This window comes from Marinomonas vaga, assembly GCF_055388305.1.
The window spans coordinates 3,600,852-3,626,256 of sequence record NZ_AP043903.1 but is presented as its reverse complement, the minus strand read 5'-3'; the positions used below and the strand labels follow the sequence as shown (position 1 = coordinate 3,626,256).

At 46.5% G+C, this 25,405-nt stretch carries 30 protein-coding genes; 19 read left to right on the top strand and 11 right to left on the bottom strand.

What is annotated here, in order from left to right; all coding sequences use genetic code 11:
* Nucleotides 1–3 precede the first annotated feature (3 nt).
* The 4 genes from ACZ5DR_RS17045 (at nucleotide 4) to ACZ5DR_RS17030 (ending at nucleotide 2,993) form a co-directional block, all read left to right on the top strand.
* Nucleotides 4–297: an addiction module antidote protein gene (locus tag ACZ5DR_RS17045; protein WP_377365422.1), complete on the top strand. Its 294-nt coding sequence runs from the start codon at nucleotides 4–6 to the stop codon at nucleotides 295–297.
* A gap of 328 nt (nucleotides 298–625) precedes the next feature.
* Nucleotides 626–1,039: a GFA family protein gene (locus tag ACZ5DR_RS17040; RefSeq protein ID WP_377365424.1), complete on the top strand. Its 414-nt coding sequence runs from the start codon at nucleotides 626–628 to the stop codon at nucleotides 1,037–1,039.
* Between the two features lie 181 nt (nucleotides 1,040–1,220).
* Complete coding sequence (locus ACZ5DR_RS17035; RefSeq protein ID WP_377365426.1) at nucleotides 1,221–1,760, top strand: hypothetical protein; 540 nt, start codon at nucleotides 1,221–1,223, stop codon at nucleotides 1,758–1,760.
* Between the two features lie 204 nt (nucleotides 1,761–1,964).
* Nucleotides 1,965–2,993 carry a serine hydrolase domain-containing protein gene (locus ACZ5DR_RS17030; RefSeq protein WP_377365428.1) on the top strand — a complete coding sequence of 343 codons (1,029 nt, stop codon included), beginning with the start codon at nucleotides 1,965–1,967 and terminating at the stop codon, nucleotides 2,991–2,993.
* A gap of 92 nt (nucleotides 2,994–3,085) precedes the next feature.
* Here ACZ5DR_RS17030 and ACZ5DR_RS17025 read toward each other — a convergent pair whose 3' ends face one another.
* A complete protein-coding gene (locus ACZ5DR_RS17025; protein ID WP_377365430.1) occupies nucleotides 3,086–3,940 on the bottom strand; it encodes a PA4780 family RIO1-like protein kinase in 855 nt (284 codons plus the stop codon).
* 99 nt (nucleotides 3,941–4,039) lie between these two features.
* Entirely contained in the window at nucleotides 4,040–4,735 is a 696-nt protein-coding gene (gene rutR, locus ACZ5DR_RS17020) for an HTH-type transcriptional regulator RutR (protein ID WP_377365431.1), read from the bottom strand.
* 424 nt (nucleotides 4,736–5,159) lie between these two features.
* Here rutR and rutA point away from each other — a divergent pair, with 424 nt between their 5' ends.
* From rutA to ACZ5DR_RS16985, 7 genes are all read left to right on the top strand, one after another.
* A complete protein-coding gene (rutA, locus tag ACZ5DR_RS17015; protein ID WP_377365433.1) occupies nucleotides 5,160–6,251 on the top strand; it encodes a pyrimidine utilization protein A in 1,092 nt (363 codons plus the stop codon).
* Nucleotides 6,248–6,958, top strand: a complete 711-nt coding sequence (rutB, locus tag ACZ5DR_RS17010) for a pyrimidine utilization protein B (protein WP_377365434.1) — start codon at nucleotides 6,248–6,250, stop codon at nucleotides 6,956–6,958. The genes rutA and rutB overlap by 4 nt, the downstream gene beginning before the upstream one ends.
* Nucleotides 6,959–6,968: 10 nt before the next feature.
* Nucleotides 6,969–7,358 (top strand): pyrimidine utilization protein C, encoded by a 390-nt coding sequence (rutC, locus tag ACZ5DR_RS17005; protein ID WP_377365435.1) that lies wholly within the window; start codon nucleotides 6,969–6,971, stop codon nucleotides 7,356–7,358.
* 23 nt (nucleotides 7,359–7,381) lie between these two features.
* Complete coding sequence (gene rutD / locus ACZ5DR_RS17000; protein WP_377365436.1) at nucleotides 7,382–8,158, top strand: pyrimidine utilization protein D; 777 nt, start codon at nucleotides 7,382–7,384, stop codon at nucleotides 8,156–8,158.
* A 95-nt stretch (nucleotides 8,159–8,253) separates the two neighbouring features.
* Nucleotides 8,254–8,835, top strand: coding sequence for a flavin reductase (locus ACZ5DR_RS16995; RefSeq protein ID WP_377365437.1), 582 nt, complete (start codon nucleotides 8,254–8,256; stop codon nucleotides 8,833–8,835).
* A 138-nt stretch (nucleotides 8,836–8,973) separates the two neighbouring features.
* On the top strand, nucleotides 8,974–10,455 hold the full coding sequence (locus ACZ5DR_RS16990) for an NCS1 family nucleobase:cation symporter-1 (RefSeq protein ID WP_377365439.1): 1,482 nt from the start codon (nucleotides 8,974–8,976) through the stop codon (nucleotides 10,453–10,455).
* 188 nt (nucleotides 10,456–10,643) lie between these two features.
* A complete protein-coding gene (locus tag ACZ5DR_RS16985) occupies nucleotides 10,644–11,225 on the top strand; it encodes a 3'-5' exonuclease (protein WP_377365440.1) in 582 nt (193 codons plus the stop codon).
* A gap of 29 nt (nucleotides 11,226–11,254) precedes the next feature.
* Here ACZ5DR_RS16985 and ACZ5DR_RS16980 read toward each other — a convergent pair whose 3' ends face one another.
* Nucleotides 11,255–12,013, bottom strand: a complete 759-nt coding sequence (locus tag ACZ5DR_RS16980) for an EAL domain-containing protein (protein WP_464543829.1) — start codon at nucleotides 12,011–12,013, stop codon at nucleotides 11,255–11,257.
* On the bottom strand, nucleotides 11,949–12,410 hold the full coding sequence (locus tag ACZ5DR_RS16975) for a hypothetical protein (RefSeq protein WP_377365442.1): 462 nt from the start codon (nucleotides 12,408–12,410) through the stop codon (nucleotides 11,949–11,951). The genes ACZ5DR_RS16980 and ACZ5DR_RS16975 overlap by 65 nt, the downstream gene beginning before the upstream one ends.
* A gap of 220 nt (nucleotides 12,411–12,630) precedes the next feature.
* Here ACZ5DR_RS16975 and ACZ5DR_RS16970 point away from each other — a divergent pair, with 220 nt between their 5' ends.
* The gene (locus ACZ5DR_RS16970) at nucleotides 12,631–13,080 is read left to right on the top strand and encodes a helix-turn-helix domain-containing protein (RefSeq protein ID WP_377365444.1); all 450 of its coding nucleotides are present in this window, start codon (nucleotides 12,631–12,633) and stop codon (nucleotides 13,078–13,080) included.
* Between the two features lie 68 nt (nucleotides 13,081–13,148).
* Here the strand turns inward: ACZ5DR_RS16970 and ACZ5DR_RS16965 are convergent, their stop codons facing one another.
* Entirely contained in the window at nucleotides 13,149–14,237 is a 1,089-nt protein-coding gene (locus tag ACZ5DR_RS16965) for a mechanosensitive ion channel family protein (RefSeq protein ID WP_377365445.1), read from the bottom strand.
* Nucleotides 14,238–14,355: 118 nt separating this feature from the next.
* Here ACZ5DR_RS16965 and ACZ5DR_RS16960 point away from each other — a divergent pair, with 118 nt between their 5' ends.
* Nucleotides 14,356–14,835 carry a hypothetical protein gene (locus ACZ5DR_RS16960; protein WP_377365447.1) on the top strand — a complete coding sequence of 160 codons (480 nt, stop codon included), beginning with the start codon at nucleotides 14,356–14,358 and terminating at the stop codon, nucleotides 14,833–14,835.
* Between the two features lie 253 nt (nucleotides 14,836–15,088).
* The gene (locus tag ACZ5DR_RS16955; protein ID WP_377365449.1) at nucleotides 15,089–15,298 is read left to right on the top strand and encodes a cold-shock protein; all 210 of its coding nucleotides are present in this window, start codon (nucleotides 15,089–15,091) and stop codon (nucleotides 15,296–15,298) included.
* Between the two features lie 67 nt (nucleotides 15,299–15,365).
* Here the strand turns inward: ACZ5DR_RS16955 and ACZ5DR_RS16950 are convergent, their stop codons facing one another.
* The 3 genes from ACZ5DR_RS16950 to ACZ5DR_RS16940 all read right to left on the bottom strand — a co-directional run bounded on the left by ACZ5DR_RS16950 (nucleotide 15,366) and on the right by ACZ5DR_RS16940 (nucleotide 18,039).
* A complete protein-coding gene (locus tag ACZ5DR_RS16950; protein ID WP_377365451.1) occupies nucleotides 15,366–15,800 on the bottom strand; it encodes a pseudoazurin in 435 nt (144 codons plus the stop codon).
* Between the two features lie 137 nt (nucleotides 15,801–15,937).
* Nucleotides 15,938–17,431 (bottom strand): methyl-accepting chemotaxis protein, encoded by a 1,494-nt coding sequence (locus ACZ5DR_RS16945; RefSeq protein WP_377365452.1) that lies wholly within the window; start codon nucleotides 17,429–17,431, stop codon nucleotides 15,938–15,940.
* Entirely contained in the window at nucleotides 17,428–18,039 is a 612-nt protein-coding gene (locus ACZ5DR_RS16940; protein WP_377365454.1) for an SCO family protein, read from the bottom strand. The genes ACZ5DR_RS16945 and ACZ5DR_RS16940 overlap by 4 nt, the downstream gene beginning before the upstream one ends.
* A gap of 247 nt (nucleotides 18,040–18,286) precedes the next feature.
* On the opposite strand from ACZ5DR_RS16940, the gene ACZ5DR_RS16935 reads away from it, so the two are divergent.
* Both ACZ5DR_RS16935 and ACZ5DR_RS16930 read left to right on the top strand, forming a co-directional pair.
* Nucleotides 18,287–18,979 (top strand): META domain-containing protein, encoded by a 693-nt coding sequence (locus ACZ5DR_RS16935; RefSeq protein WP_377365456.1) that lies wholly within the window; start codon nucleotides 18,287–18,289, stop codon nucleotides 18,977–18,979.
* A 65-nt stretch (nucleotides 18,980–19,044) separates the two neighbouring features.
* Nucleotides 19,045–19,380: a zinc ribbon domain-containing protein YjdM gene (locus tag ACZ5DR_RS16930; protein ID WP_377365457.1), complete on the top strand. Its 336-nt coding sequence runs from the start codon at nucleotides 19,045–19,047 to the stop codon at nucleotides 19,378–19,380.
* A 198-nt stretch (nucleotides 19,381–19,578) separates the two neighbouring features.
* On the opposite strand, the gene ACZ5DR_RS16925 is transcribed toward ACZ5DR_RS16930, so the two are convergent.
* Nucleotides 19,579–20,760 (bottom strand): MFS transporter, encoded by a 1,182-nt coding sequence (locus ACZ5DR_RS16925; RefSeq protein ID WP_377365459.1) that lies wholly within the window; start codon nucleotides 20,758–20,760, stop codon nucleotides 19,579–19,581.
* A gap of 98 nt (nucleotides 20,761–20,858) precedes the next feature.
* On the opposite strand from ACZ5DR_RS16925, the gene ACZ5DR_RS16920 reads away from it, so the two are divergent.
* From ACZ5DR_RS16920 to ACZ5DR_RS16910, 3 genes are all read left to right on the top strand, one after another.
* The gene (locus ACZ5DR_RS16920) at nucleotides 20,859–21,746 is read left to right on the top strand and encodes a LysR family transcriptional regulator (protein ID WP_377365461.1); all 888 of its coding nucleotides are present in this window, start codon (nucleotides 20,859–20,861) and stop codon (nucleotides 21,744–21,746) included.
* A 61-nt stretch (nucleotides 21,747–21,807) separates the two neighbouring features.
* Nucleotides 21,808–22,110 carry an antibiotic biosynthesis monooxygenase family protein gene (locus ACZ5DR_RS16915; RefSeq protein WP_377365463.1) on the top strand — a complete coding sequence of 101 codons (303 nt, stop codon included), beginning with the start codon at nucleotides 21,808–21,810 and terminating at the stop codon, nucleotides 22,108–22,110.
* An 84-nt stretch (nucleotides 22,111–22,194) separates the two neighbouring features.
* The gene (locus ACZ5DR_RS16910; protein ID WP_377365466.1) at nucleotides 22,195–22,797 is read left to right on the top strand and encodes a flavin reductase family protein; all 603 of its coding nucleotides are present in this window, start codon (nucleotides 22,195–22,197) and stop codon (nucleotides 22,795–22,797) included.
* Between the two features lie 71 nt (nucleotides 22,798–22,868).
* On the opposite strand, the gene ACZ5DR_RS16905 is transcribed toward ACZ5DR_RS16910, so the two are convergent.
* Nucleotides 22,869–23,510, bottom strand: coding sequence for a hypothetical protein (locus ACZ5DR_RS16905; protein WP_377365468.1), 642 nt, complete (start codon nucleotides 23,508–23,510; stop codon nucleotides 22,869–22,871).
* 66 nt (nucleotides 23,511–23,576) lie between these two features.
* Nucleotides 23,577–25,295 carry a hypothetical protein gene (locus tag ACZ5DR_RS16900; RefSeq protein ID WP_377365470.1) on the bottom strand — a complete coding sequence of 573 codons (1,719 nt, stop codon included), beginning with the start codon at nucleotides 25,293–25,295 and terminating at the stop codon, nucleotides 23,577–23,579.
* Between the last annotated feature and the right edge of the window lie 110 nt (nucleotides 25,296–25,405).

The window sequence follows — 25,405 nt, the reverse complement described above, 5'->3', positions numbered from 1 at the left end:
ACAATGAAACTAGAAACCACAAATCTAGATATCGCTGATTACTTGGAAACAGATCAAGACATTCAAGCATTTTTATTAGAAGCGATCCATGACGGTGGAAGTGAGCATTTGTTACACTGCTTATCCATCGCGGCCAGAGCAAAAGGCATGACAGATGTTGCTAAGCAAGCTGGGGTGACCCGAGCAAGCTTGTATAAATCGCTAAACAACAACGCCAACCCTAAACTCGAAACCATTACTAAACTACTTAACGTTTTTAACTGCCGACTTACGATTGAACCCATTACGCCAAACTAACCCTATTTTAGTCACTCAAGCTCACCTTACCTAGCTATAGGTCGAGCTTCAGCTCGACAAACCTTGAAACTTCAAAAGCAAAATAGAAGGTTCAAGCACTTGTAGGAGGCGATTGCATCGGCGACGAGACCAGCTACCTAGATGCCAAATCGCCTGAACTACAAGTACACTTGATACTGGTAAATTTATTTTTCATCAGACCCCAGTAGTTCAAGTGGATAATCTATTCTTATATTCCAGAGTTTGGGTCAAAAAACGATCCGTGCCTCTGCATTGAGTGTTAGATGATGTGAGGTGTCACTCACAATAAAAATATATCGGAGGATCTATGAAAGGTCATGGTAAGTGCTTATGTGGTTCCGTTGATTTAGAAGTAGAGTTCACCAGCAGCGAAGTCGCTGTATGTCATTGCAGTATGTGTAGAAACTGGATGGGCGGGCCTATGCTAGCTATCGATTGTGCCGATTCTGTTAAAATATCAGATGAAACTAGCGTTACTAGGTATTCATCTTCTGAGTGGGCAGAGCGAGGCTTTTGCAATAAATGTGGTACACATCTGTTTTATTATCTACTACCAGCCAATCAATACCATATACCTGTTGGGCTTTTACAAACTGATGAAGCGTTTGTATTGACTCACCAAATATTTATTGATGAAAAGCCAGAATATTATGAATTTAAAAATGAAACACATAATATGACAGGCGCAGAGGTCTTCGCCCATTTTGAACAAGAAGGGTAAGCGGCTGAAAAAGCCGATTCTTCATTTATTATCACACAATAGAGCGAAGGGGAATTGGCTTTTCACTGCAAAAGAAAGCGATGCCCAAAAGGTTAGATCGTGCCTTGGGGCCGCGCTTTTTATCGGTCGATTCAGCTCGCAAAAAGCAGACGGTTCATAGATGTTAGATTTTTAGGGAAGCATGAAGTATTTACTCATTTTATTAATACTGCTGATAACAGGGTGTGCGTCAAACTCAAATCAAGAGTTTCCAGATGCATGGGCAAAGCTCCCTAAATCTAATAGCAATATTTGTCCTGACGTTTCTGGGGCGTATGAAAATATTGCAACGACCATCAAAGGCGAAAGCGGTTTAAATTTGGCATGGTTAATTATTCCATCTTCTAAAGAGGTGCTAGAGCTCAACTCTATTGAGTTCACTCTCGATCCGTTACAGGAAAGCTTGCGTATTACCGCTCACTCTGAAAATGGTGCAGTAGTCTACTCTACTTTATTTAAGAGTGATAAAGACTTTTTTTGCGAAAAAGGTTCACTCATCATAGAAAACAGTGAATTTGTAAACCGAGATGGCGTCATTGCAAAAAACTGGAGGTCCTATGAATTTGCTAAAACTGCTGACGGGTTGGTGATGCACTATGTTGATAGTGCGACTGGACTATTTTTCTTAGTCCCTGTAATCGGGAGCCATAAATATTGGTATCTCTACAAGCAAAAAAGTTAACAAGCCAAACCGCTGGGGGTTATATAGTCGGGCGAGCCTCTCAATTAATACCAGCGTACTAAAAGATACCAAGGCCAAGAAAAATCTCTATTTGCTAACCGCCCATTCAACCCAATCATTCTAAAGCCCTAGGGCACTTTTTATTCTATGACTTGTCTCTTAATAGAATAGTACTCACTCCATTCAACGGATGATTTATCTTTTATGCTTTTATCAAGATCCCCGATTCTTCGAAAACTAGTACTTAGCTCCTTTGCATCGGTTGTTGTTATGGCCGCGGGTGTGGCGCAGGCAAGCGCTATTGATTTCAGTGCCATGGATAAAACTGCCCAGAGTTTTTCTAATATCGAAACCATTCAAGTGGCTTATCAGGGGGAGCGTGTTTGGTCTAAGGCGTATAACAATGCGGACATCGAGGCGGTGACAAACATTAAGTCGGCTTCAAAATCCTTGATGTCAGCAATCGTTGGCATTGCCATTGATCGTGGTGTGCTGGATGGTGTGGATCAATCTGTGGCGGCGTTACTGCCGGATCAGGTTCCGAGTGATCCTGATCCCCGTTTAAAAGAGATTACCATTGGTCATTTGCTGTCTATGCAAGCTGGATTGGAGCGTACGTCTGGTCGTAATTATGGTGCTTGGGTCACCAGTGATAATTGGGTGAAGAATGTGTTGAACCGACCTTTTGTAGAGGAGGTCGGCAGGAATATGCAATATTCCACCGGGAATACCCATGTGCTATCGGCCATCATTATGGGACAAAGTGGGCGACATACTTATCAGCTCGCCAATGACTGGTTTCAAGATTCTGGTGTGCAAATACAAAGTTGGGAGACTGACCCCCAAGGGATTCCAATGGGCGGTAATCAAGTGGGCATGACGCCCGCATCATTATTGGCCTTTGGTGAGTTGTACCGTCGAGGTGGTGTCACAAAAGCCGGTAAACGGATACTGTCAGAAGAATGGATAGAGCAAAGTTGGACGCCAAGAACTCAGTCTCGTTTTCATCGTGGGCTCTATGGTTACGGCTGGTTTATGCAGCCTTTTGCTGGCGTGCAGGGCTATTATGGTTGGGGCTATGGCGGTCAGATGATTTATGTATTGCCGGACTTAGAGCTCACCGTGGCCATTACGTCTCAGGAAAATTTGCCTTCTGGTCGCACAGGGTATCGTGACTCACTGCATCGTATGTTGAGCGAAGATATCATTCCCGCGATTCAGTCGGCTCAATAGAAAACAAGCGGGAGCAGACGAGTATAACTTTCAGCTTGAGACGATAACTCAAGCTGAAACTCTCAATCTCTCTTAATCCCTCGCAACCTCTCTCAATCTTCCTCGTCTCCCTTTATGCGTCTCAACCTTGCTTGCTCTTCTTCAAAGGCTTCTTGAATCTCTACCAAGACGGCATCCACATCCGCCGCTTCCGTTGGCTCATCAAAATGACCTGTGAGTTCGGTATCTGGTTTAAGTTTGCCGGATTCGTAGATGTCCCATATCTCTTTGGCGTATTGGGTGGTGAGCAGCTCTGGGGCGAATTGACCGTAGTAATCCCGCATATTGTTGACGTCACGCTCTAGCATCCATTCAGCATGGTTGTTGGCGACAGCATCCACTGCTTGGGGCAGGTCTATGATCACGGGACCATCTTGATCCACAAGTACGTTGAATTCCGATAGGTCGCCGTGTACCAAGCCAGCGCACAGCATGCGTACCACATCTCGGATGATCTGGGTGTGGTGTTCGAGGGCTTGTTCTTGGGTGAGCGTCACATCGTTTAAGCGCGGTGCTACATCGCCGTCTGCGTCGGTAATCAGCTCCATTAGCAAGACCCCATCAAAGCAGCCATAGGGCTGAGGCACCCGCACGTGCGCCTGGGCCAGCTTGTATAGAGCATCGACTTCGGCGTTGTGCCAGAGGGATTCTTGCTCTTCGCGACCGTATTTGGAGCCTTTTGCCATGGCGCGAGCTTGGCGGCTATTCCGCACTTTACGGCCTTCACGGTATTGCACTGCTTGTTTAAAGCTGCGTTTGTTAACCTCTTTATACACCTTGGCACAGCGGATGTCAGACCCACAGCGGACCATGTAAACGGTGGCTTCTTTACCGCTCATAAGTTGGCTAATCACTTCGTCGATGAGTCCGTCTTCAATCAGTGGTTGCAGCCTTTTTGGGGTTTTCATGACATTCCTTTAATGACAGAGAAAAATGGAAACCATAATCCTTAGGATAGTGAGGTTTCATTTTATAGGTAAAGTGAAATAGGTGGTCAGGTCGCCAACCTAAAGCCTTGGACGCTTTAATCCATCAATGATTAATTGTTGGATCGAGGTACAGGTTTCTTCGAAGAATTTCTTATTCGATAGGTCTTTGCCTGTGATGGCTTTGACCTGCACGTTGAAGTCGGCAAAGTGCTGGGTGGTGGACCAGATGAAGAAGATCAGTTGGATCGGGCTAATGGGTTTGATCTTGCCTTTTTTAATCCAGCTTTCGATGACCTTGGTTTTGTCTTGCAACAGGCTCTTTAGCTCGTTTTCAAGATAGCCTTTGAGAATCGGTGCCCCTTGGATGATCTCAAGGCAGAACAGACGTGACGCCTCCGGTTGATCCCGTGACAGCTCTAGCTTCAGGCGAATGTAGTTTTTTAGGACTTCTTCTGGGTCGTCCATTTCTTCAAACACGGCAATAGGCTTCAGCCAGTCGTTAAGGATGTTCTCTAAGATGGTGAGATACAGGGCTTCTTTGTTGCTGAAGTAGTAAAATAGGTTGGTTTTAGAGATGTCCGCAGTATTGGCGATTTGCTCAATGGTCGTTCCGTGAAAGCCGTAGGTAGAGAAGACGGATAACGCCGTTTCTAAAATAAACTGTCTTTTGTCATCAAACTTTTTACGTCTACGGGCACCTGGTTCGGTCTCGGTACGAGGCTTTTTTAGGGGTTGAACCTTGGTGTCTTTCAGAGAGATGTCAGTTTTTGTCATTGAAAACGCTACGTCCTTTCAGGGAACTCTTTAATTCATCAAGAGCAGTTGCTGAGATTGTACCACTTGCTAGGGCATGTGTGACTAACTTGGTTGCCTTGTCAGTCATGTCTCTCAGTTAGATCACTCTTCCATCGTGTTTTCGTTCAAATTTCCTTGTTTAGAAAGGTGTGATTTTGAATCCATTTTATGACGTTTGGTCATGGTCAAGTGTGTCTTTGTGTGCACTTTTTGTTCGATTTAAGTGCATGATGAAAAAAGGTTGCACCATTCTAGATGGTTCAAAACAGACCAATTGGTCTGAAAACTTTAGGCTGTTTTTAGCTAAGTGATTGTTAAATATAAGTAAAACTTTTTTGGCATCTTTCTTGATATAGATCAAAAAGTGAGCAGATAGATATTTTGAAAGATAAAAGGAGTTTTTATGCAAATTGGTGTTTTTATCCCGATTGGAAATAATGGCTGGCTGATCTCTGAAAATGCACCTCAGTACATGCCGACATTTGATCTCAATAAAGAGATTGTTTTGCGCGCTGAGCACTACGGTCTGGACTTCGCTTTATCCATGATTAAGTTGCGTGGATTTGGTGGTAAAACAGAGTTTTGGGATCACAACTTAGAGTCTTTCACCCTAATGGCGGGTTTGGCTGCTGCCACCTCTAAAATCAAACTTTTCGCTACCGCGGCGACCCTAACATTGCCCCCTGCGATTGTGGCGCGTATGGCGTCCACTATTGATTCCATTTCCCATGGTCGCTTTGGTGTGAACCTTGTGACTGGCTGGCAAAAACCTGAGTACTCACAAATGGGGTTATGGCCAGGGGATGAGTTTTTTGGTTCCCGTTATGACTATCTCTCTGAGTATGCTCAGGTGTTGCGTGACCTGTGGGACGAAGGCAAGTCGGATTTCAAAGGGGATCATTTCACCATGGAAGACTGCCGAGTCAGTCCTCAGCCACAGGAGAGAATGAAGATCATTTGTGCCGGCTCCAGTGATGCGGGCATGGCGTTTTCGGCCAAATTTGCTGACTACAACTTTATCTTTGGCAAAGGGGTCAACACACCACAAGCCTTTGAGCCTGCGATAAATCGTCTTAAAGGTGCCACCGAAAAGACTGGTCGTGATGTGAGTGCTTTTGTGCTCTTTATGGTGATCGCTGATGAAACCGATGAGGCGGCTCGCGCAAAGTGGGAAAGCTATAAAGAAGGCAAAGACGACGAGGCACTGGAGTGGTTGGGGGTTCAGGCTGCCAAAGACAAAACCTCAGGTTCTGATACCAATGTGCGTCAAATGTCTGATCCGACTTCGGCGGTCAATATCAATATGGGCACCTTGGTGGGCTCCTACGAAACCGTAGCAAAGCTACTGGACGAAGTGGCAGAAGTGCAAGGGACTGGCGGTGTGTTGTTGACCTTTGATCACTTTGTTGAAGGTGTGACGGCCTTTGGCGAGCGCATTCAGCCATTAATGAAAACCCGCCAGCACGTGACTGTGGAAGGGGAGTACGCCGCATGATGTCAGGGTACGCCTTAAATACCGGTGCGGATACGAGCAAGCAGATTAACGCTGAGCCGGAAGCCATTGCCATCAAGCCCAGCGAAACGGCCTTGATCGTGGTGGATATGCAGAATGCCTACACCACCATCGAGGGCTATTTGGATCTGGCGGGGTTTGATGTGTCGGCCACCGCACCAGTGGTGAAAAACATTAATACGGCCATTGAGTTGTCCCGCAAAGCAGGCATCCAAGTGGTGTTTTTGCAAAATGGCTGGGACCCAAAATATGTGGAAGCGGGGGGCGAAGGCTCTCCTAACTGGCATAAGTCTAATGCCTTAAAAACCATGCGTAAGAAGCCCGAACTTGAAGGCCGATTCTTAGCAAAGGGCGGGTGGGATTATGCCTTGGTGGATGAACTCACACCTCAGGAAGGGGATTGGATTATCCCGAAAACCCGCTACAGCGGCTTTTTTAACACTAACCTAGACAGCATGCTCCGTGCGCGGGGGATTCGTAATCTCGTGTTCACGGGGATCGCTACCAATGTCTGTGTGGAGTCGACTCTGCGTGATGGTTTTCACTTGGAATATTTTGGTATCGCCCTGTCCGATGCGACCTATCCCGCTGGGCCTCAGTCTGCCCATGACGCCGCCCTTAAAAACATCAGCACGTTTTTTGGTTGGGTTGCCAGCCTAGAAGACTACCGTAACGCTCTCTCTGAATAAGGAATCATGTATGCCAAAGCAAACTGTAATGCCAAAAGGAACCGGAACACCTATTGCACCTTTTGTCCCTGGGACAATGGCGGACGGCATTGTTTATGTGTCGGGCACCTTGCCGTTTGATAGTGATAACAACGTGGTTTTTCCGGGGGATGCCAGTGCGCAAACTCGACACGTTTTGGAAACCATCAAAGGCGTGGTGGAAGAAGCGGGAGGCACCATGGCAGATGTGACCTTCAACATGATTATGATCAAAGACTGGGGCGATTACGCTGCCATTAACCAAGTCTATGCGGAGTTTTTTCCCGGTGAAAAACCTGCCCGTTACTGCATTCAATGTGGCTTAGTAAAAGAAGCGGCCCTGGTTGAGATCGCTTCCATTGCTCACGTTGGCAAAGACTAATCCAGAGCAAGGCAGGGAAGACCATGTATTACGAAATCCATGGTGATCCTGCTCACTCCGAGGCGATTTTACTCTCCTCGGGGCTGGGTGGTTCTCACCATTATTGGCAGGCGCAAGTGCCTGAGCTGGCGAAGCGCTTCAAGGTCATTATTTATGATCACTATGGCACTGGGAAAAGTATGGGCACTTTGCCTGAAGGCTACAACATGGCTCAGATGGCGGCAGAGATTGAAACCGTCATGGCGCAGACGGAAACCGAACGCGCCCACATCCTAGGTCATGCCTTGGGGGGCTTGATGGGCTTACAACTGGCGATTCAAAGCCCTGAGAAGGTGGCGAGTCTGTTGCTGATCAATGCTTGGGCGAAAACCGATGATCACACTAAACGCTGTTTTGAGATTCGTCAGTCCATTCTTAAGCAATCCGGTTTGGCCATGTACCTCAAAGCCCAGCCGTTGTTTTTGTACCCATCAGAGTGGATGAAAACCAATCGGGCCCTGCTGGATCGCGAATTAGACCATTTACTGTCTTCTGATTTTAGCGAAGACAACTTGCTGACGCGGATCGCGGCCATTGAAGCCTTTGATGTGTCTCAGTCTTTACCATCTGTGACGTGCCCGGTTGGGCTAGTGGCCACCAAAGACGATTTGCTGGTGCCGTATTCTTGCTCCTTGGAGCTGGACAAGACTTTGACCCATTCAAGTCTGTATCTGTTAGAGCACGGTGGTCACGGCTGCAATGTGACTGAGCCTGAGGCTTTTAATCAACTACTCGAAACGTTTTACGATGCTTTGCGTTAGGGGCGAAGAATTGTTCACGACCACTGAGATGAGCAAAGCGCCACTTGCACCGTCCTTATATAAAGCAAATCTAGATTCAGAGGAGATCTGACCATATGTCTGATTCTGCAACCTATTCAAAACCACATTTTAAAGAATCCACCACAGCCCAAAGGGAATCGGCTGTAAACGCTTTTGCATTTGATCCGTCACTAAAGGGAGAAGATGTCTCCAAGCTGTTTCGTGAAGGGATGTCTCGATTAGGGGCGTCCGTCAACGTGATCACTACCATGACAGACGGGGGACCTGTTGGCTTTACCGCGACGGCGGTGACCAGTGTGACCGATACGCCACCGACACTTTTGGTGTGTTTGAACCGTTCTTCTTCGGTGTATTCAGCCTTTGATCAGGCGGAACACCTTTGTGTCAATGTGCTTGGGGCTGGGCAAGACGAAGTTTCTGGCACCTTTGCCAGTAAGCTCAGTCAAGCCGAGCGCTTTGCCCAGACCCAGTGGCAGCCTATGGTCACTGGCGCTCCGTCATTGACCGCCAGTGCTACCGTGTTTGATTGTCGCATTGCGTCGCGCAATACGGTCGGCACTCACGAAGTGTTTTTTTGCGAAGTGGTGGCGGTGGGCTTAGCCGAAGCCGCGACTAATTTGGTGTATTTCAATCGCAAATACCAAAGTCTGAGCTAACAAAGTGATTTTTGTATGGCTCAACGATAACCAAACAAACCTCTGAAATCTTAATAAAAACAAAGTCATGTTTGTGCAATACGTGGATGAAACGAGTGATTAACTAAAACTGTTTTCTTAGTCAATGAGGACCTAGAAATGAATTCAAGCATGAAAAAGATTGATGAGTTTTACGAGTTAGAAGTCGGGGAAGATCTAAAGTCGAGTAACAATTTCAATGAGGATTTGGCGCCGACGAAAGTATCTGAACGAACCTGGGGGAAATTTAATATCGCTGCCTTGTGGGTAGGGATTGCTATCTGTGTGCCGACTTATACGTTGGGGGGGATTTTAACCAACTATTTTGGTTTGTCTGTGGTGGAAGCCTTGGTGACGATTTTGATCGCCAATATAGTCGTGCTGATTCCATTAACCTTAAACGCTTTTGCAGGGACGAAATACGGCATTCCATTCCCTGTCATGCTCCGTTCTTCATTTGGTATAAAAGGGTCGAACATTCCTTGTATGGTTCGTGGTTTGGTGGCCTGTGGTTGGTTTGGTATTCAGACCATGTTTGGCGGTCTGGCTATTCATCTATTTCTCTCATCGATCTCTTCTGCTTGGGCGAGTTTAGGGGGCGTCGGGGAAGTCATTGGTTTCTTCATTTTTTGGTTGTTGAATGTCTTGGTGGTACTGAAAGGGGCTAATTCCATTAAGTGGTTAGAAACCTTGTCTGCACCTTTATTATTGGTGGTATCGCTGGGTTTGTTATTCTGGGCCAGCGGCAAGGTCTCCTATGTGGAGCTGCTAGCAACGCCTGCTAACCGTCCTGAAACCGATGGCCTTGCTAAATACTTCTTTTCTGGATTGACTGCCATGGTGGGCTTTTGGGCCACTTTGTCCCTGAACATTCCAGATTTTAGCCGTTACGCCAAGTCGCAAAAGGATCAGGTGATTGGTCAAATCATTGGCTTGCCGCTGACCATGTTTATGTTTTCGTCCTTAGGTGTGGTGATGACCGCCGCGTCAGTACAAATGTTTGGTTACACCATCTCTGACCCGATTACTCTAGTGGGCCAGATCGATAATCCTTTTGTGGTGGCTGTGGCCATGATCATGATCATTATCGCCACCTTATCTACTAACACTGCGGCTAATGTGGTTTCTCCTACCAATGATTTCCAGAACATTGCGCCAAAGTACATCAATCATACAAAAGGTGTGTTGTTGACCGGTGTGGTTGGGATCGCTCTGATGGGTTGGGAGTTGATGAAAAAGCTTGGTTGGGTCGCGTCCGATGTGAGTGTTGAGGGCTTTATATCCAACTGGCTGTTGGCCTATTCAAGTCTGCTTGGGCCGATTGCTGGCATCATGATTGTGGATTATTTCGTAACCAAAAAGCAGACTCTAGATGTGTTGGCTCTGTATCAAGAAGACGCTTATCCTGCGGTGAATTGGGCGGGTATGTTTGCCTTCTTGATTCCTGTGTCGCTCACCATGGTCGCTATCACCTTTGATACCTTAATGTGGTTCTACAACTACGGCTGGTTTACGGGAGCCATCAGTGGTGCAGTCTTGTATTACGTGATCACTCAGTTTAGCCCTAAGTATTATGTGAACTCTGAGCTGTCTAACGTCTAATCAGGCTTGCTCATCAGGGGGGGCTTTTATTCGTCCTTTCTGAGTTAGTCTAAGATCGATTCAACCCTAGTTCAGCCATGCTGGACTAGGGTTTTATTGTATGGAAGGAGGGCATCGTCCTCGACAAGCTAAGGTGAATCGCGTAAATAGAGTGCCTACTTAAAAAAGACTTAGATAAGAGCGAAACGATGCAAAGGCCGACGAAAGAACAGATCAATCAATTGCCTCCTTATGTGGGCTTAGCCTTGGCAGATATTTTAGTGGTTGAAAATGAGGATCAGGCTGAGCAGGCATTGGCCGTGTTACGCCAGCAAGAAAGCGTTGGTTATGACACAGAAAGTAAGCCGATCTTTCGCAAAGGCGAAGTCAGCCCTGGGCCAACCTTGATTCAGCTGGCGACCTTAACACAGGGTTTTTTATTTCCCACACGCTTCCCCGCTGCATTGGCCGCGGCGGCAGAAATCTTAGGCAATGCCAAGATTCAAAAAGTGGGTTTTGGGCTTAAAGACGACAACCGTGAATTACGAGGCAAGCTTGGGATGAGTATCGTAAATACGGAGGATTTGTCTTTGATCTTAAAGCGCTTAGCCGGTGAAAAGAACACTATAGGTGCAAGGGCCGGTGTCGCCATGGTGCTTCAGGCTCGGCTGATGAAAGGGGCACAAAAATCCAATTGGGGAGCCTATCCACTGAGCGAGAGCCAAATCTTGTATGGGGCAAATGATGCCCATTCTGCTATCTGCATTCAACACAAGCTCAATGGAGGTTAAGCGTTTACATTAACTTGTGCTGATGCAGTCTAACGACCCCAGCGATTGCTGATGTTGAAAAACCAGTTCTCAAAGTCTGCCTCGGAAAGTGGCTTTGAAAACATGTATCCCTGATAAATTTGACAGCCTAGATCTTCCAGTATTTCCAGTTGTTCGGTATTTTCCACCCCTTCGGCAATGACGGACAGTCCTAGTTTCTTGCCTATGGATAAAGTAGATGCACTGATTTCTTTATAGAGGTTTTCAGGAAGGTTTAATACGAATGATCGGTCTAACTTTAATTGTGAGACAGGGATTCTTGTGAGTCTTTTAAAGTTTGAATAACCAATTCCAAAGTCATCCAAAGAAAACTTTATTCCCAAGGCATTTAAATGATTCAATGAGGAAATAACAGCATCGGAATAATGTATTTTTTTGCCTTCTGTAATTTCTATGGTGATTTTATCAGTAGGGATTTGGTGTTTATTTAATGTCGCTAATATTCTGCTATGGGTGTTTAGGTTATTAAGGCTAACAGGTGAAAAGTTCACCGAGGTCATTGGGATTTCTATGCCTTTATCTTGCCATTTTGTTAACTGGTGACAAACCTGATCAAGTACCCAGATATCCAACTCAGAAATAAAGTTAAAATCTTCCGCTAGGGCAACAAATACATCTGGGTTAATAGGTGTTTCTTGTCCTCGATCCCATCGGCAGAGCGCTTCAATGCCAAATAATTCTCTATTAATTGTATTGATTTGAGGCTGGTAGTGGACTGAGAATTTGCCATAGTGAAGATCTCTTACCAATTGATCTATAAGCGTTTCTTGAGTCTTTGAAGGGGGGGGATAGTGTTGCAATCGGCTCTTCAACATAACTGACGGCAAGGTATTTTTGGCTAGGGGTTTCTATTTCATTGATGGTTAATTTGACTTCAGTAAACCCGCTAAGTTTACTTTTGAATAAAAGTTCAATTTCATTTCCGATTAAACCGTTAAATTCATTGAGATCAAAAATTCTTTGCTCATCCTTCAGCCAAAAACTATCTGAGGGTAGGGCGTATAGTTGTTTGGATTCAGAGTAGATTGCATTCAGTGCCTCGTTACAAAACACTAGACAATCATTACGATCTAATACAATAAAGCATCCTTTCGTATCTTGTAAAAAATGTGCATCAGTCTCAAAATCAGTCTTATCGCTATACATCAAATATTCGCCAAAGTTTTACTGTTTGCTGAAGTTTGTACAAGAACTCGCGATCTTTGTTTTCGAAAAACAACAACGGCTTTGTTAAGTCAATATTGCCCCATAGGCAATAAATGTCAAGGGTTTTGCCTTTGGTGTATTGCCCTGATGGCAAAAAAATATCGATTAATTTGCCCTATTGGTTTTGCCGTTTAGGCAAGAAAATACGGATAATTCCGCTATGAATATTGGCTATGTTATTAAAATCTTGCGCAAGCAGCGTAAATTGACTCAAGAGCAAATCGCGCTGGAAGCAGATATTGCAACCAGTAACATTTCGCGTATTGAGAAAGGCCTGAGACAGCCTTCCCAGAAGGTTTTGCAGAAGATCTCTCAAGCGTTAGGCACAACGCCGTCTATGCTTTATGCAGCCTGTGAGCAACCTGAGTCGAGTATTCCTAGCTTCTTGGAGCGTAGTAATGTAATGGCTTGGCATGGTCACCATGACGAGCAACATTTAACAGCTGGCTCTCAAACCGTGCTAAAGCTTTTTAACGAGCTTTCTTCCAACAATAAAGCCTTGTTAATTGAGCAGCTGAAAGCGCTTCATCAGTGGCAAAACTCGTCAGACGAAGAGATGGACATTCAGCTTTCGACCCACCACGCCAAGATAAGCATTGTCTCCAAATAGGCTTAAACCACCTATATTGTGCTTTCGACATTTTAATTAATGACTCTTTTAGCATCAGCTGGGTGACATCAGTTCTGATCCTTTATGGTCATAAACTTGGCATTCTCTTGATCGGTGTTGATAGCACTGATTGGATAAGGGATGACGATTTGCTCTTCTTTAAAGCGTTTATGTAGGGCTTTGATAAACGCGGCTCTCAAGAAAAACTGATGGAAAAACTCCTGACCTCTTAGGATCACGGTAAAGTTGATGCTGGAGTTGTCGAAGGTGTGAAACAACACAACAGGATCATGGGTCGGGACTCCGAATTCGTGTTCCTTCATCAGGTTTTTGGCGACGTCAATGACCACTTCTTCTACCTGCTCTAAGTCTGAATCGTAATGAACCCCCACTTCTACAGGCACGGACATTTCACGAGATGGGTAAAAATAGTTAATGATTTTTGACTCAGACAACACACTGTTGGGCATGATAACGGTGTTGTTGGGGAGCATCTTGATCCAAGTCGAGCGCCAGCCGATTTTCTCCACGAAGCCCTGCTCGCCAGAGTCCAGCTCGATGAAATCTCCTACCCGTATCGGTCGGTCTACCAGCAGCTGTACGCCAGAAAAGAAGTTTTCTAAGGTCGGTTGCAGAGCCAAAGCTACCGCCAATGAGCCGATTCCTAAGGAAGCAATCAATGGGGTAATGGATATTCCCAAGGTACCCAACAAGATTAAAACCCCAATACCAAATACAAAAGAGCGGCTGATGCCTTTAACAATCGGGCGGCTACTGTGAAGTAGGGTGGACTTGGTGCTGTAATGGTTGATGGTGCCTGCGACAATGCGATCAAAGAACAGCACTGTGGCTAAGACTAATAAGATAGGCACCACATAGACCGTTGAACCTTCAATGGCTTTTGAAAACTCGGTCTCTTTAGCGGGTAGGCGCTCTAAAATAAAGATGCCGATACAGACAATGACCAAAGAGAGAGGTGTTTTAATCGCGGTGAGAATGAGTGAATCTAGAAAGAATTGACTCTTGTTGGCTAAACGAATCAAGCGCTTTAACACGAAGTGTTTGATTAATAATAACGCACTGATAATGACCAATACGCCCACTAGTGAGAGCATCCAATCGGGCAGGAGTTGATTTAAGGAACTGATATCATTCATGAAAGTATCCTTGTCAAAGAGTCATAAATAAAATGCTGCAATATCCATTCCCCTGTAACAAAATCATCCGAACCTGCGTCTAACTAGATAATTAACCGCCATGGAGACCCTAAACACGATGGACAGTATTCAGTATCTACCCTTGGACCAGATTGCTGCGGCCGATCTGCTTCCCATTTTGAATAAATCCAGTACTCGTAAGCATTTGATCGAACACGACGTATTTGACCTACAGCGGGTGAGGGACTGGGTCGTCGATAAGGTCGAAGAAGACGCCTGTGATGGCTGCTTAGTGCGCGCTACTTTGTTGGATGAAACTCCCGTGGGCTGGTGTGGGATACAGCAATCAGAGTTAGGGTATGAAATTGCCATCGTGTTGGATGACGGTAGTTGGGGGATCGGTAAGGCTATTTTTAAACAATTGATTTTCTGGTGTGAGGCGTTCCAGCATGAGACGGTTTACATTCATTTATTGCATACTCGACCCGCTTATAACTTTTTGCACCGACTGGCAGAACGCACCTTTGAAACTCAAATGCTAGGGGATACCTTTACCACCTATGAGCTTAATGTAGGCAAGATGACAAAGCAGTTTTAGTCATCTTGTTAGGCGGTAGAGTTGGTAAGAGCGCGTTAATTGGTGAACTTCTGAATATATATGAAATAAATCTTGACCGAGTTAACAATTGTCTATAGATTAACCGCAGCTAGAAACACAGCGTCTTTTTACTTCCTCTTTGCGTAGCGTTATTCGTAGTTCTCCGTCCTGCAGTATTTAAAACTTTGTCTTCATTTCCATGCTATTCCGCCTAAAAAGGCACATTATTTTTTATATCTACAGGATACTTATTATGTCTACGACAACTACTGGCACCGTAAAATGGTTTAACGAAACGAAAGGTTTTGGCTTCATCGAGCAAAAATCTGGTCCAGACGTGTTCGCTCATTTCAGCGCTATTCAAACATCTGGTTTCAAAACATTGGCTGAAGGCCAAGCAGTTGAGTTCATCGTGACTCAAGGTCCAAAAGGACCTCAAGCTGAGAACATTGTAGCGATCTAATCATCACTGATTCATTGCTTACCGAAAGAGGCTGCCATTAGGCGGCCTTTTTTTATGTCTAAAAAACTTACTCTGCAAGCACTGAAGCCTTGATGGCGTTGAAACGTAGCTTGGGCTGTTTAGGCAGGGTTTTAGGGATGTCGAATTCGCTGATGTCTCCTTCACCCGCTTGGATGATCATCACCATCCCCATGGTAAGGTGGGGCGCGCATTCGATGCCATAAAAGCCTGCTTTATTGATGGTCATGGTAATCGGCTTATTGATATCACCACGGTAACGGTTTGCTCCGCGTGGAATCATGTAGTTTATTGTGACGGCGTTATGACCATAATCCGTGGGCTCAAAGGTCACGGTATCGCCCACCTCGACTTTCAAAAAGCTGGGTTCAAACGCCATGTAGCCCCATTCTCCTTGGTTAAGCATTTTTACCACGTGCTCTGCGGAATAGCTGACAGTGGTAAAAACAGTGAGCGCAACAGTGAACACGAGTCGATGGAACATAGGGCCTCTCGGACATAATGTTTGAAAACGCTACCTTAGCATATTGTGTTCAAAGGGATACTTTCTAAACATTAACCATGCAGAAAAAGAAAAGGCACGAATCCGGAAGGAAAACGTGCCTTTTAGGGAGTAGAGGGTTATGCCAATTTGAAGATTTTAGACTTCTCGTTGTAATCGGTGGCAATAGTGCTCAGCTCATCTGCTAAGCCTGAGACTTTGTGAATTTCGCTGGCCAGTTCTTTAAGAGTGGCGCAGTTTTCTGCCAGTTGGCGATCCACTTCAGTCAGCATGGAGGCTTGGTTTTTCGTGTCGTCTGCCGTAGCTCGGTTCATATGAGATACTTGGCTCACTTGAGATGCTCTGCTGGAGATGCGATCGGCAATGCCTTGTACCTTGCTGACATTTTCAATTGTACGGCTTCTTCCTGAGTCCATTGAGCTGACCGCATTGATCATGCTCTGATTGAGGCGTTCAACGACTTTTTCGATTTCGTCAGTGGACTCGCCACTGCGTTGTGCCAGGGCGCGTACTTCGTCGGCAACCACCGCAAACCCACGGCCTGTTTCTCCTGCTCGGGCGGCCTCAATGGCAGCGTTTAGGGCGAGCAAATTAGTTTGTTCTGAGATGCCTCGGATGGCTTCTAATGCACTGGTGATGGAGGCTACTTCCTGAGTCAGCTCATTAATAGACTGCACTGCAGATGAGGTTTCTTGCTCCAGTGTCTGCATGTCTTTAGCGACAACGTTGGCATCTTGCTGATCCGTTGCGCTGGAAGACTCCACTTCTGACGCTAGCTCTGCTGCATTGGAACAGTTGTTAGCCGTTTGCTCCACCTGCTCCATCATTTTCGCGGTTTCTTCCTCTAGGTGCTCTGTAGTACGACGCTGCGTGTCACTGGTCTGGATGGTCATCTGGCTGATGTTCTGAATACTTTCAGAGGTTTCAGACAGGCGGTTGGCAATACACAGATAGTCTTTAAAGATGCCACTCAAGGAGTCCAGCATGGCATTCAGAGCCAGCTCTGATTCACCTTTGGCATTATCAATACGGGGTGTGAGGTCATTGTTTAAGGAGACTTGGTTGACCACATCTGCGATACGGCGATTCGCTGTGGATTCACGGGCCATTAGGTGCGCCATGAAAATTAGGATACCGGTCTCTGCGGCAGCAAATGCCGCGTGTAAGAAGGTAATGCCCCAGTTACAGTCGCCAGCAAAAGCCATGGCCGGTAGGCCCATAATCATGCTGCCGTTCATTTGCAAATAGGTAAGTAGCAAATGGTGAACGGCTACGGTCAGCAATCCGGCGATAAATGGCAGATAGCGCTCATAGATTAGGAATACGGCAATGGTGGCAAAGATATGAAAGTGCATTTCGATCATACCCAGCTGGGATTGGATCAAGAGCCCTGACACGGACATCATGATAACAGCAGCGAGGATGCCAAAGGCCTTAGTGCCTTTTAACAGGAAAAAAGCAATGCTGGATACAACGGCGATGATAACGGCCGACAGCACAGAAAAAGTCATCAGCTTGGCTCCAAAGAACCCCGATACCAACAGGATTGGCGCTTGAGCTAATAAAATACGATAAATGAAGGTGTCACGCTTCAGTAAGAGTGCATCCATCATAAGGCGCTCCTTAAAAGGTCAGTTGTTGTAAGGTCGCTGTATAAGGCGCCTTTTGGTTGTGCCAATTGGCTGTATATCCGTACCAGTTCTTTGTCCTTGTTTAATAGGTAGAGATGTCCCGCATGAGATAGGGTGTCTCCCATTTTTCGAACGCGCTCCCCCAGCTGGTATTGCAATCGTTTAAGGGTTTTTTCGTCTAATGAAGCACTGATGAAGCGATCAGATAAACTAGCAAAATACCGCTCACGTAGATCCGCCGGTTCATTGATAGGGTCGATGGTGATCATGAAGAAGCGAACTGAGCTGTTAGGGTGCTTGGCATCCAGTTGTTGGCTAAGCTGCTGAAGCTGATGGACTCGCAATGGGCAGGCTTCTGAGCAGGAGAAGAAGCCCATCATTAAGTACACAGCATCGGACTCCAGATCACTGAAAGCATGGTTTTTAGCTTGAGTGTCCTGCCATTCAAATTCTAATCCCTGATCGTGTTTGACGGACAATCCATGCCCCGCGTTCACATAGCTGCCCATCATCAAGGTAATGGGAAAAGCCAGTGTCACAAGGACGCCTGCCAAGGTTGTTTTGAGCCATAGGGCTTTTCTTTGAGACATAGAGCACATCACGATCTAATTTTTTTTGCAGTGTAGGGAAGAGGGCTCTGATTTTCTGTGAGTTTTTGGTAATGACTGGTGTTTTTACGTATTACTTAACGGACTTCTTGTATTGACGAATGGGAGGCACTGCAAGCTGTAAGCTTTCTGTACGCTATATGGATAAATAGGGATCTATGTATTCAAGAGGCAAGGTTTTGCCTAAATTTACGCTTTTGAGTTCATTGGATGAAACTAGGGGAAAGTAATGTCTTATTTACGATTTGGCTCGTGTGTTTTTTTGGCTTCTGCGATAACAGGATGTGCATCGCAAAAAGCCGAGACCACCTCTTATGAAAGTGTTTCGGTAAGTGATCTAACGGGTCAATGGCAGGTAGAAAGCATTGACCAAGGGGGCGTAATTGATAGCTCCATGGTCACACTGATGTTTACCGGAGAAGGACAGGTATCAGGCGTGACAGGATGTAATCAGTATTCTGCCACCATGACCGACGAAGGGGAAACGGTGGCCTTGAGCCAAGCTATCTCCACACGCATGGCCTGTGCTCCGGCCCTGATGCGTCAGGAACAGCGCTTTTTAAATGCCTTGCAAGAAACGGTAACCATACATCGATTAGCGGATACTTGGCTGGTGGCAGAGGATGCAGCCGGTAAGCCTCGTTTAAAAATGATCGAGATGTCGTCAACTCCAGTGATTCATGATAAAGCGTCAAAATCTGTGACGTATTTTGACTGTGGCTCCGCTGGAGAAGTTGCCATTCGATTGCTTCGAGAAGATGCGATTCAACTTACGGTTGGGGAGCAACGAACAGTACTTGCAGGTATGGAAACCGGGTCCGGTGCTAAGTACGGGGAAGGGGAGCTAAGCTTTTGGCAAAAGGGCAACGAAGCTCTATTTGAATCCGGCGGACGCATGTTTCAGTGTCAACAAATGAACTAGCCTCGGTTGGATATCGGTAAAAGAGTCGTTACCATACGCTCTTTTACCGACCACAAGTGAATCCTATGTCTTTACCTTCTTGTCCTAGCTGCCAATCTGAATACGTCTATCAAGATCAAGAATTGTTGATCTGTCCTGAATGCGGCTATGAATGGAACCCAGTAGAAGTAGCGGAAGATGAGGCAGTGAATGTCAAAGATGCTAATGGCGCCTTGTTAGAAGAGGGTGACAAAGTCACTTTGATCAAAGATCTAAAAGTGAAGGGCAGTTCCCAAGGTCTGAAAATTGGCACCAAAGCCCTTGTAAAGCGAATTCATGACAAAAAAGATCATCAGTTAGACTGTAAAGTGGATGGTGCTGGGGATATGTTCATCACTGCCAAATATGTGAAGAAGGCCTGATGAAGGCCAAAAACCAGACAAGACTAGCCACTGAATGCAACAAAAAGCCAACCCATCAAAGGTTGGCTTTTTGCTATCTAGCACTCAGGAGCTATTAATCCCATTGGGGAGCAAAGTCTGGGTTGGCGATGCGTTCCCCTTGATCAAGGGTAGCGATACGACTCATGTCAGCTTCGGTCAGGGTTAGGTTCAAAGCGTTTAAATTGATCTCCTGATTGCGACGTTTGGTTGCTCTAAGGCGCCCGACAGGCGGGTGAGCACTAGGGCAATAAGGACGATCAGAGCGCCGATCCAAGCGGTATCCATCAGGGTCATATGGTTAATGATTTGCCCGCCGAGAATAGACCCAAGGGCGATACCCACATTGAACGCTGCGATGTTCAAACCTGACGCCACATCCACCGCATGGGGCGTGTATTTTTCAGCCAGTTGTACAACATACACTTGAAGCCCAGGCACGTTACCAAAGGCGAAGGCGCCCCAAACTAGAATGGTCAGCACTGCCAGCACTGGATGGCCTGCAGTCATGGTAAAGATCCCTAAGATGAGGGCTAAGGCTACAAAAATAATGGTTAATGCTTTGATGGGGCCAAGGCGATCCGCCAGCTTGCCACCCCAGATATTGCCCACGGCCACAGAGACGCCGTATACCAGCATGATTAATCCGACAGTGCTGGCTTGAAAGCCGGAGACTTGTTCCAAAATGGGAGCCAAGAAGGTGAACGTTGTAAAAGTGCCGCCATAGCCCACGGCTGTCATGGCAAACACCAACAGCAATCGAGGCTGAGCCAACACATTTAACTGCTGCTTAATAGGCGCAGGGGCTTTTTGCGTTAGATTTCTCGGGATCAATAAAGCACTCCCTATCAGAGCAATTAATCCTAGGGCTGAGACAATCATAAAGGTGGCGCGCCAGCCGAAATGCTGACCGATCCAAGTTCCCAGAGGCACACCTGTCACTAGGGCAACGGTCAAGCCGGTAAACATGATGGCGATGGCGCTGGCCTCTTTGTTTTTACTGACCAGACTGGTAGCAATGGTGGAACCGATGGAGAAAAACACCCCATGGGCTAAACCAGTAAGCACCCTAGCGGTAATCAGAGCCTCATAACTTGGGGCGAGCCAAGCCAGAAGGTTGCCAATAACGAATAGGCTCATAACGCTGAGCAACACCTGTTTGCGTTTCCAGCGTCCCATTAGGGCGGTCAGCACAGGAGCACCGATGGCAACGCCGAGGGCGTATAAGCTCACCAATAAACCTGCGGATGGTAGAGATACGTTAAGATCTTGAGCGATAGTGGGCACCAGTCCGACAATGACGAACTCTGTGGTTCCAATCGCGAAGGCACTGAGTGTCAGTGCTAACAATGCAATGGGCATTTGGGCCTCCAATTAGGCGAGATGTTTAGGTTGCGGAGAAGTATGCCCAATGCTATTTTTTGCAAAAACAGCATTAACAACAAATTACTTTTGCAAATATGACAATAATTTCCCGAAGTGAAGATTTAGAGATATTGCTAACCGTGGTGGACTGCGGCAGTTTTTCTCAGGCGGCTCGTATTTTGGATTTGCAGGTGGCGAAGGTGTCGAGAGCGGTCTCACGTTTAGAAAAGGAGCTAGATAGCACCTTACTGAACCGCACCACTCGCAAGCTAGAGTTGACGGAAGAAGGGCGTACTTTTACGGACCAAGTACGACTGGGATTGAAACAACTCATGGTGGCAGAAGAGTCTTTAAAAGCCCTCAAAGAAGCCCCCGCTGGCCGCCTGAGAGTGGATGCGGCAACACCCTTTATCCTGCATCAATTGGTGCCACATATTGATGGCTTTCGAGCCCTTTACCCTAAAATTGAGCTAGAGTTGGTGGCCAGTGAAAACAATATCGACCTAATCGAGCGGCGTACGGATCTGGCATTTCGTATCGGAGCTCTGAAAGACTCCAACTTACATGCCAGGTTCCTCGGGCGCAGTCTGCTACGGGTGGTGGCATCTCCAGATTATCTGAAGCGTAACACTGTCCCCAGCACTGTGGACGATCTCAGGCACCATCAGCTGTTAGGCTTCACCGATGCGCCCCATTTGAGTCGTTGGCCGCTTGCACAGGGTGGCGAGCTAAAGCCCACCCTGTATTGCAGTAGCGGTGAAACCATGCGCCAGTTATGTTTGCATGGCCAAGGTTTGGCGCTGATGTCAGAGTTTATGATTAAGCAAGACGTTACCGCAGGGCGATTGGTCAGCGTCCTTGAAGACGTGGTAGTGAGCCCCAATGAAAGAGAATTAGTGCATGCGGTCTATTATCGAAACACGGCTTTGTCGAGCCGCATTCAAGCGTTTTTAGACTATATCAGTGACCGATTAACACTCTGATTCAGAGCCTGTGTATATGGGCCCAATGGAGTGTTGCAAAGAAGATCCAACAGGAGTTGTTATGTTTATCGCCATGAACCGTTTCAAGATAAAACTAGGGTGTGAACAGGAGTTTATTGACGTTTGGAAAGGCCGTGATTCTTACCTAAAAGAGGTGCCAGGATTCCAATCATTTAACCTTCTACAAGGGGCTACTACAGAAGAGTACACCCTGTTTTCTTCTCACGCCGTATGGGAATCCAAAGCTGCATTTGAAGCGTGGACCCATTCTGAAGCATTTCGAAAAGCCCATGCGAATGCTGGTAGCCGTCGAGACATGTACTTAGGTCATCCTCAATTAGAGTGTTTTGAGGCGGTCATTTAATTCATTGAGCAGAACTTGATCTGAATCTCGTTGCCCATTGGCAATAGAAGACACGACATTAGATTAATTTAACTTGAGGTGTTCATGAATTTTGAAGCTCAATCGCTGCCGACTCCTGACATTTATCGACTGTTAGTGGGGGGCATTACCCCACGGCCTATTGCTTGGATCAGCACTGTTTCCCCAGATGGGGTTGATAACCTTGCGCCATATTCGTTTTTCAATGTGGCCAGTGTAAACCCTCCTGTGTTGAGCTATACCCAAGTGCTGCCACAAACGGGTGAAGACAAAGATACCCTGAAAAACCTGCTGGCCAATGGGGAGTGCGTGGTGCATATCGTTAACTCTGCCAGCATGGAACAGATGAATCAGACCTGCGCATTATTACCCTCTGAGCAAAGTGAATTTGAGTTTGCAGGGATAAGGAGTCAACCCAGCGAAACTGTGACACCCAAGTCCGTTAGTGAGTCTTCCGTGCGATACGAATGCACTCTTCGGGAGGTCATTCGAATGGGGGAAACGGCGGGTAGCGGCACCATGGTATTGCTGGATGTAAAGCATGTATATGTGGAAGACAGCTTGTTTGAGGATAGCCAGATTGATCAGCACCAGTTAGACAGTGTTGGCAAAATGGGAGGCGATTACTACAGCTTTACGGCTGAGTTGAAGGCCCTGAAGCGTCCATAGGTGATTCGACTTCATGTTATCAAGCGCCAGCCGTGTGTCTGGCGCTTGATATTGACTTATAAGAGGAGCCCCTAGAGCTTGTAGCCGATGGAAAGGCCCAGCTGAGTTCCATTATCCAGTTCCGGATGGTACACATAGCGCGTGTAGCCATACACCTCGATTCCCCCCGTAAGCATAGAAAAGCCCACCTCTGGGAACACGCCACCGGTAACATCTTCGTCACAGACGGTGGTGTCATCACATTGGTTGTCAGCAATGTAAAAGCCAGCACCAATGACAGGTCTAAGGGAAAAACTCGGGTTATACTTGCCGATGCTGTAGAGCAGTGCACCTGAACCACCAAAATTCATGCCTTCGAAGAGGTCTTTTCGGTCATCCCAGTACATCAAAACGTTGGCTCGGCCAGACCAATTGTCGTCAAATAACACTCGTACACCGGACTCAACGATCCAGATGTTTAAGTCATCTGAATCTTCATGGGTCAATCCCGCGTAGAAATAGGCGTTGATCTCTTCGTTGTTCGGGTTGAAGTCTGGGCTGTCTGGATCAAAGGGCTCAAAGACTTCTTCTGATTTCTCTTGGTTGAAGGCTTTTTCAATGGCCGCGTTGGATGCCTTTCTAGCTTCTGATATGTCGTCGTCGGATAATACCGGAGTCGAAACCACACTCAAAAGACCTGCAGTAACCAAGGTGTACAGGGTTGATTTATTCATAATGTCCTCAATGAACAAAAGCGGTGAAGGGAAGGACGATTATAAATGTAAAGACAACAAAACTCGCTAATTAAACTCTGAGTTCCGTTGTAATAAGTCAAATTTCATCTCCTGCAAAGCATTCGATAAGAATGCAAACTGTGTATTGGTCGTTACTTTGTTGCGGAAACTCTCAGAACGGATTTCATTACTGACATTTTCCATCAAGTCATCACGGATACCTGAGTGCATTTGATTTAGCTCACGGACAAATTGAGTGAGGCTTGTTTTCTCGGAGGCGGTGCTGTCTTGGCTCATACTCTCGAAAGAGACCAAGGTATTGACCAGATGACTAACATCGCTTTTGTAGGTTTCCAAGTCTTTGGCGCTGTATAGGTTTTCCGATTCATGTCCTTTAACAGAGTGACCCTTTTCCATTTGGACTTTATCAGGAGTAGCGCCTAGGAGCAGGCGAGATTGGCCAAAGGCGCTGTTAGCGTTTTGAAATACGGCGGCTCCTTCTAAAGCCACGACTGTTAAGCCTTCTTCAATGTCAGGGCGCTCCACTAGGGTGACATCATGGTAACGGGTGCGGTTCACCAGTTCTAAAACGTCAGGTTGAGTTCGTAACGCACTTACCGTCTCTAAGGCCTCTTCAAGGTTTTTTCCTTGTGCTAGCAGGGTATCTATTCCCGACGTTGTAATGTCGATGTAGGCACGCTTTTCTGGGTTAGATAGACGATTTAGTTCGCTGCCTAGGGTGGTTAATTGTTCTTCGGGCAGATCATGACTTTCTAACAAGGTGATCATGCTGGTAACACTATCCAGAGCAAAGTCACGGCCGCTACTTTGCTCATTTTCTTGGGCTAGTGCGTCTTCTCCTGTGTACGCAAAACCAAAGCTTTCTTCTGCAAATGGAGAAATCTTGATGGCTGCTACCATGTCTCCTAAAGCCTTGATAAGGCTTTCTGGAATAGCGCCTTGTTCGGATGCCATCAAGTTAGATAATCGCTCCCCAAGCTCTGTGTCCAAGCCATAAACGTTTAATAGACCTTGTTGAGCGTCTGCACTGAGTTCGCCAAGCTGTTCCGTGAGTGCCGCTGGGGTGTCGCTGGCAATGACTGCTGAGACGAAGTTCTGCAGATTATTAGCGGAGCTATCATCGGAAAATCGCTGTAGGGCGTTAAATCGACCAATGTCTTGGCCGTATACCACGGCGCTAAAAGTACTCAAATGCTCTTGGTCAACTTGGGCGGCATAGCTCGCCCCTTGTGAAAGGATTTGCTCCTGTTGTGCGACAGAGCTGTGTTTCAAAACATCCATAAATTGTGTGACTTTTTCAGTCAGAGTGCGATTGGCTTCAGCATGGTGAGTGATGCTGCTGGACGCAGGCAGCACCATGGCTTGCAGGGTGTCAGCAAGATCTTCTAAGCCTTGGTCGCTAAGCCCACTGGCCATGTCTAAAAATTCTGGGTCAGTCAGGACACCGGCTCGCATTAGATCTGACATGCGACCTTGATAGAAGAAGTGGTCTTGATTGGAGTCATGAATAGGGCCATCAAGGCGCTCTGCTAGGGCTTTGGCTTGGGCCATTACATCTGGATTTGTGTGATAAAGCTCGTAAGGGTCCCCGGCAGATCGGATGAGAGTAAAGCTGGACGAGCTACTTAGGTTAGTGTCCGAATCCTTGAGGCGAGATGCACTGTATTCTGCCACGGACTGGGACAGGGATTGAGCACTTGTTTTGACAGAGTGTGAGGAGCTTGTCAGTGATTGGGTGCCAGTCGTTATTGTTATGTGAGCCATACCACAAATCCTTGTCGTTAAGTCATCTGGAGGGTATCGGCGCACTTGATTGAATCTTGAACAGAAAAGAGCGCCCCCAGGAAATCCTCTCCTTGGGGGGGCGAGCTAGA

What these genes read in the sequence shown, in the direction of transcription:
- ACZ5DR_RS16920 (WP_377365461.1), top strand. Translation starts at nt 20,859, where the DNA reads ATGACAATAATTTCCCGAAGTGAAGATTTAGAGATATTGCTAACCGTG.
- ACZ5DR_RS16975 (WP_377365442.1), bottom strand. Translation starts at nt 12,410, where the DNA reads ATGTATAGCGATAAGACTGATTTTGAGACTGATGCACATTTTTTACAA.
- ACZ5DR_RS16955 (WP_377365449.1), top strand. Translation starts at nt 15,089, where the DNA reads ATGTCTACGACAACTACTGGCACCGTAAAATGGTTTAACGAAACGAAA.
- ACZ5DR_RS17030 (WP_377365428.1), top strand. Translation starts at nt 1,965, where the DNA reads ATGCTTTTATCAAGATCCCCGATTCTTCGAAAACTAGTACTTAGCTCC.
- ACZ5DR_RS16945 (WP_377365452.1), bottom strand. Translation starts at nt 17,431, where the DNA reads ATGATGGATGCACTCTTACTGAAGCGTGACACCTTCATTTATCGTATT.
- ACZ5DR_RS16970 (WP_377365444.1), top strand. Translation starts at nt 12,631, where the DNA reads ATGAATATTGGCTATGTTATTAAAATCTTGCGCAAGCAGCGTAAATTG.
- ACZ5DR_RS16990 (WP_377365439.1), top strand. Translation starts at nt 8,974, where the DNA reads ATGAATTCAAGCATGAAAAAGATTGATGAGTTTTACGAGTTAGAAGTC.
- ACZ5DR_RS16930 (WP_377365457.1), top strand. Translation starts at nt 19,045, where the DNA reads ATGTCTTTACCTTCTTGTCCTAGCTGCCAATCTGAATACGTCTATCAA.
- ACZ5DR_RS17035 (WP_377365426.1), top strand. Translation starts at nt 1,221, where the DNA reads ATGAAGTATTTACTCATTTTATTAATACTGCTGATAACAGGGTGTGCG.
- rutB (WP_377365434.1), top strand. Translation starts at nt 6,248, where the DNA reads ATGATGTCAGGGTACGCCTTAAATACCGGTGCGGATACGAGCAAGCAG.
- ACZ5DR_RS16905 (WP_377365468.1), bottom strand. Translation starts at nt 23,510, where the DNA reads ATGAATAAATCAACCCTGTACACCTTGGTTACTGCAGGTCTTTTGAGT.
- ACZ5DR_RS16965 (WP_377365445.1), bottom strand. Translation starts at nt 14,237, where the DNA reads ATGAATGATATCAGTTCCTTAAATCAACTCCTGCCCGATTGGATGCTC.
- rutC (WP_377365435.1), top strand. Translation starts at nt 6,969, where the DNA reads ATGCCAAAGCAAACTGTAATGCCAAAAGGAACCGGAACACCTATTGCA.
- ACZ5DR_RS16995 (WP_377365437.1), top strand. Translation starts at nt 8,254, where the DNA reads ATGTCTGATTCTGCAACCTATTCAAAACCACATTTTAAAGAATCCACC.
- ACZ5DR_RS16900 (WP_377365470.1), bottom strand. Translation starts at nt 25,295, where the DNA reads ATGGCTCACATAACAATAACGACTGGCACCCAATCACTGACAAGCTCC.
- rutA (WP_377365433.1), top strand. Translation starts at nt 5,160, where the DNA reads ATGCAAATTGGTGTTTTTATCCCGATTGGAAATAATGGCTGGCTGATC.
- ACZ5DR_RS16935 (WP_377365456.1), top strand. Translation starts at nt 18,287, where the DNA reads ATGTCTTATTTACGATTTGGCTCGTGTGTTTTTTTGGCTTCTGCGATA.
- ACZ5DR_RS17040 (WP_377365424.1), top strand. Translation starts at nt 626, where the DNA reads ATGAAAGGTCATGGTAAGTGCTTATGTGGTTCCGTTGATTTAGAAGTA.
- ACZ5DR_RS16915 (WP_377365463.1), top strand. Translation starts at nt 21,808, where the DNA reads ATGTTTATCGCCATGAACCGTTTCAAGATAAAACTAGGGTGTGAACAG.
- rutD (WP_377365436.1), top strand. Translation starts at nt 7,382, where the DNA reads ATGTATTACGAAATCCATGGTGATCCTGCTCACTCCGAGGCGATTTTA.
- ACZ5DR_RS16925 (WP_377365459.1), bottom strand. Translation starts at nt 20,760, where the DNA reads ATGCCCATTGCATTGTTAGCACTGACACTCAGTGCCTTCGCGATTGGA.
- ACZ5DR_RS16950 (WP_377365451.1), bottom strand. Translation starts at nt 15,800, where the DNA reads ATGTTCCATCGACTCGTGTTCACTGTTGCGCTCACTGTTTTTACCACT.
- ACZ5DR_RS17025 (WP_377365430.1), bottom strand. Translation starts at nt 3,940, where the DNA reads ATGAAAACCCCAAAAAGGCTGCAACCACTGATTGAAGACGGACTCATC.
- ACZ5DR_RS16960 (WP_377365447.1), top strand. Translation starts at nt 14,356, where the DNA reads ATGGACAGTATTCAGTATCTACCCTTGGACCAGATTGCTGCGGCCGAT.
- ACZ5DR_RS16985 (WP_377365440.1), top strand. Translation starts at nt 10,644, where the DNA reads ATGCAAAGGCCGACGAAAGAACAGATCAATCAATTGCCTCCTTATGTG.
- ACZ5DR_RS16940 (WP_377365454.1), bottom strand. Translation starts at nt 18,039, where the DNA reads ATGTCTCAAAGAAAAGCCCTATGGCTCAAAACAACCTTGGCAGGCGTC.
- ACZ5DR_RS16910 (WP_377365466.1), top strand. Translation starts at nt 22,195, where the DNA reads ATGAATTTTGAAGCTCAATCGCTGCCGACTCCTGACATTTATCGACTG.
- rutR (WP_377365431.1), bottom strand. Translation starts at nt 4,735, where the DNA reads ATGACAAAAACTGACATCTCTCTGAAAGACACCAAGGTTCAACCCCTA.
- ACZ5DR_RS17045 (WP_377365422.1), top strand. Translation starts at nt 4, where the DNA reads ATGAAACTAGAAACCACAAATCTAGATATCGCTGATTACTTGGAAACA.